The 3,472-nt window shown below is 69.2% G+C and carries 4 protein-coding genes; all 4 read right to left on the reverse strand.

What is annotated here, in order from left to right; genetic code table 11:
* Nucleotides 1-702, reverse strand: a 702-nt coding sequence (locus tag FV228_RS23815; protein WP_147856831.1) for a 2-dehydropantoate 2-reductase, incomplete at its 3' end; no start/stop codon positions are given.
* 63 nt (nucleotides 703-765) lie between these two features.
* Nucleotides 766-1,173, reverse strand: a complete 408-nt coding sequence (locus FV228_RS23820; RefSeq protein WP_147856832.1) for a type II toxin-antitoxin system VapC family toxin — start codon at nucleotides 1,171-1,173, stop codon at nucleotides 766-768.
* Between the two features lie 251 nt (nucleotides 1,174-1,424).
* Nucleotides 1,425-2,918, reverse strand: a complete 1,494-nt coding sequence (gene guaB / locus FV228_RS23825) for an IMP dehydrogenase (RefSeq protein WP_147856833.1) — start codon at nucleotides 2,916-2,918, stop codon at nucleotides 1,425-1,427.
* A gap of 162 nt (nucleotides 2,919-3,080) precedes the next feature.
* The coding region (locus tag FV228_RS23830; protein WP_147856834.1) for a DUF3313 family protein at nucleotides 3,081-3,472 on the reverse strand (392 nt) is incomplete at its 5' end.

Below are 3,472 nucleotides of genomic sequence, written 5' to 3' on the forward strand. Positions count from 1 at the left end.
CCCGCTAGCCGCGGCCACCGCCGTGCATTCGGCGTGGAGGGCCGCGATGAAGGCCGCGCCGCCGGGCGCCGCCACGATGTCGCCGACCGCGGCCCGCATCAGCGTTGTCGCGCCTGCGAGCGTCGTCAGGAACACCCACTTCTCCCACATTTCCTGCAGGATCACGTCGCTGAGCCGCGCCTGGAACTTCAGGCCGCGCATCAAATCATCGATGGCCTCGATGCGGGCCGAGCGCGACCCGTCGCGCTCGCCGTAGGTGATGCTGCAGAGCTCGCTCATGTGCCGGATCGCGCCGTCCGGCGCGAGGGTCGCCGCGATGGCGCAGGAACCGCCCAGCACCCGGGCCGCGCCGAAGCGGGCGTCGAGCGCGTCGAGATGGGACATTCCGTTGAGTAGCGGCAGGATCGCGGTTCCCTCGCCCACCGCGGGCGCCAGGTCGGCAAGGGCGCTGTCGAGGTCGTAGGCCTTGCAGGACAGCAGCACGAGGTCGAAGCCGCCGGCCTGGGCCAGATTGTCGGCCGTCACGGTGGGCGGAGCGGGCAGATGCAGGTCGCCCAGCGGCGAGCGCAGCACCAGCCCGTTCGCCGCCAGTTTTTCGGCCCGGGCCGGCCGGACCAGGAAGGTCACGTCCGCCCCCGATTCCGCGAGCCGCGCCCCGTAATAGCCGCCGGTCGCCCCGGCTCCGACGATCAGCGTGCGCATTGGGTCTCTCCGGGTCCAGGTCGTTGTCGGCGTTCGGTGTCCTGAGCACGTCCCGTCATCGAATCAAGGGCCCAGTAGACGGTAGCGGCCGGTCCACTGCACCGTCTGCAGCTGCCGCACCAGTCTGGCATCCGCAGTCACCAAGACGCTATCCCATCGTTCAGCTTCAGCCACGTAGAGCGCATCGTAATGTGTACACCCAATGCTGCTCGCGATGCTGAGCGCCGTGTCCGCAATCTCGAGGATCGGTCGGAGATGTACCAGCATGCCTAGAGCCGAGATTGCTTCCCGCGCATGTTCGAGCGTGATCGCACCCGAGCGATGGTTCCGCAGAAGCGTGTTACCGACCTCAACGAGAATATGTTCAGGCGCAATCCGGGCGACGTCTTCGAGCAGGATCGCGTCCGCCAAATCGCTCTGCGGCTCCGGCAGGAACCATTTCGCAGCAACGCAGGCGTCGATGACGATCATCGTCCTTCGCGGCCTGCCCTGATCATTGGTGTGCTGTCGGGCAGCGGTTGACGAAGCGCCTTGGAGCGGATCGTCCGTACCAGAGCGATGGCCTCGGCCCCCTGAAGGACGTTCCTGTCCTTTCGGTCGTCATCGCGGTGGCGGTGCTGGTCGGCTTCCGCACGCCCGCCGACATCATCCCGTGGGACGTCGAAGGCGGGCGTATGCCGACCGAGCGATGGCGAGCTTGGGGTGGGCATGAGACCTCCGTGTCAGGTCCGCGACGGGTAGTTCGGGCTCTCGCGGGTGATGGTCACGTCGTGGACGTGGCTCTCGCGCAGGCCGGCGTTGGTGATGCGGATGAACTGCGCCCGCTCCTGGAAGTCCGGGATGGTCGCGCCGCCGACATAGCCCATGGCCGCGCGCAGGCCGCCCGCGAGCTGGTGCAGGACGTTGCCGACCGGGCCCTTGTAGGGGACCTGGCCCTCGATGCCCTCGGGCACGAGCTTGTGGGTGTCGTTGACCTCGGCCTGGAAGTAGCGGTCGGCCGAGCCGCGGGCCATGGCGCCCACTGAGCCCATGCCCCGGTACGACTTGTACGAGCGGCCTTGATACAAGAAGACCTCGCCCGGTGCCTCGTCGGTGCCGGCCAAGAGCGAACCGAGCATCGCCACCGAGGCGCCGGCCGCGATCGCCTTGGCGAGGTCGCCGGAATACTTGATGCCGCCGTCGGCGATGACCGGGATGTCCGCCTCGCCGGCGGCCTCCACGGCCTCCAGCAGGGCGGTGAGCTGGGGCACGCCGACGCCCGCCACGATGCGGGTGGTGCAGATCGAGCCCGGGCCGATGCCGACCTTGATGGCGTCCGCGCCCGCGTCGATCAGCGCCTTGGTGCCCTCGCGGGTGGCGACGTTGCCGGCGATCACCTGGACGGCGTTGGAGAGCTGCTTCACCCGGGCGACGGCGTCGAGCACCTTGATCGAGTGGCCGTGGGCGGTGTCGACCACGATCACGTCGCAGCCGGCGTCGATCAGGCGCTCGGCCCGCTCGAAGCCGCTGTCGCCCGTGGTCGTGGCGGCGGCGACCCGCAGCCGACCCTGCTCGTCCTTGACGGCGAACGGGTAGGTGACGCGCTTCTCGATGTCCTTGACGGTGATCAGGCCGATGCAGCGGTAATGGTCGTCGACCACCAGCAGCTTCTCGATCCGGAACTGGTGCAGGAGGCGCTTGGCCTCGTCCTGAGTCACGCCCTCGCGGACGGTGATCAGCCGGTCCCGGGTCATCAGCTCGGCCACCGGCTGGGCGGGGTTGGTGGCGAAGCGCACGTCGCGGTTGGTCAGGATACCGACCAGCTTGCCCCGGGAACCGTTGGGGCCGCGCTCCACCACCGGAATGCCGGAGATGCGGTTGCGCTTCATCACCTCGAAGGCGTCGGCCAGGGTCTCGTCCGGGTGGATGGTGATCGGGTTCATCACCATGCCGGACTCGTACTTCTTGACGAGACGGACCTGCTCGGCCTGCTCCGCGGGCTCAAGGTTGCGATGGATCACGCCCATGCCGCCGTTGGCCGCCATGGCGATGGCCATCGGCGCCTCGGTGACGGTGTCCATCGCGGAGGCGAGGATCGGCAGGTTCAGCGGAATCGTGCGGGTCAGCCGCGAGGCGACGTTGACCTCGGTCGGCATCACCGAGGAGGCGGCGGGCCGCAGGAGCACGTCGTCGAAGGTCAGACCTTCGATGATCGTGGCGGAATCGACTCGGGCCATGTGCCAACTTTCCTCGGACGGCCGCGCTGTGAGGGGGTGCGCAGCGGGATCGGGTTGGCAAGTGCCAGTATCATGGGGTCCGCGGCCGCGCCAATGCGCCGTCGCCGCGCCGCAGCGGGAAATCGCGCATGGCTCCCCCGCTTTTTTGCACCAGCGGTCGGGTCAGCGCGACGCCGGGACGGCCGCGCCCTTGTCGGTATATTCCGGCGGCAGGCCGATATAGTCGCCCAGGATGCCGTCGATGCCGGGAGCCCGGCCGTAGGCCTCGCAATCGGGGTCGAGCGGGGCCTCGCCGAGGGTGGTGACCCGGATCCGGTCCCAGGTCGGCAGGGTGTTGGGGGCGTTGAACGGGTCGTCGCCGGTGGCCAGCATGAAGCCGAAATCCTGGCCGAACTCGCCGGCGAGGTCGTAGGCGTCGCTGGCGCGGGAGAAGCGCGGCTGGCTCGTGAACGAGTTCGCGGCCCCGCCCCAGACCATGGCGGCGCGCTGCTCGCGGCGCCGGTCCAGCGCCTCGGCCTCGACCGTGAGGCTGCCGAGCCCGATCGGGATCCGCG

This window comes from Methylobacterium sp. WL18, assembly GCF_008040015.1.
GTDB lineage: Bacteria > Pseudomonadota > Alphaproteobacteria > Rhizobiales > Beijerinckiaceae > Methylobacterium > Methylobacterium mesophilicum.

Coding starts and splice junctions, on each gene's coding strand:
- FV228_RS23820 (WP_147856832.1), bottom strand. CDS start 1,173: ATGATCGTCATCGACGCCTGCGTTGCTGCGAAATGGTTCCTGCCGGAG.
- guaB (WP_147856833.1), bottom strand. CDS start 2,918: ATGGCCCGAGTCGATTCCGCCACGATCATCGAAGGTCTGACCTTCGAC.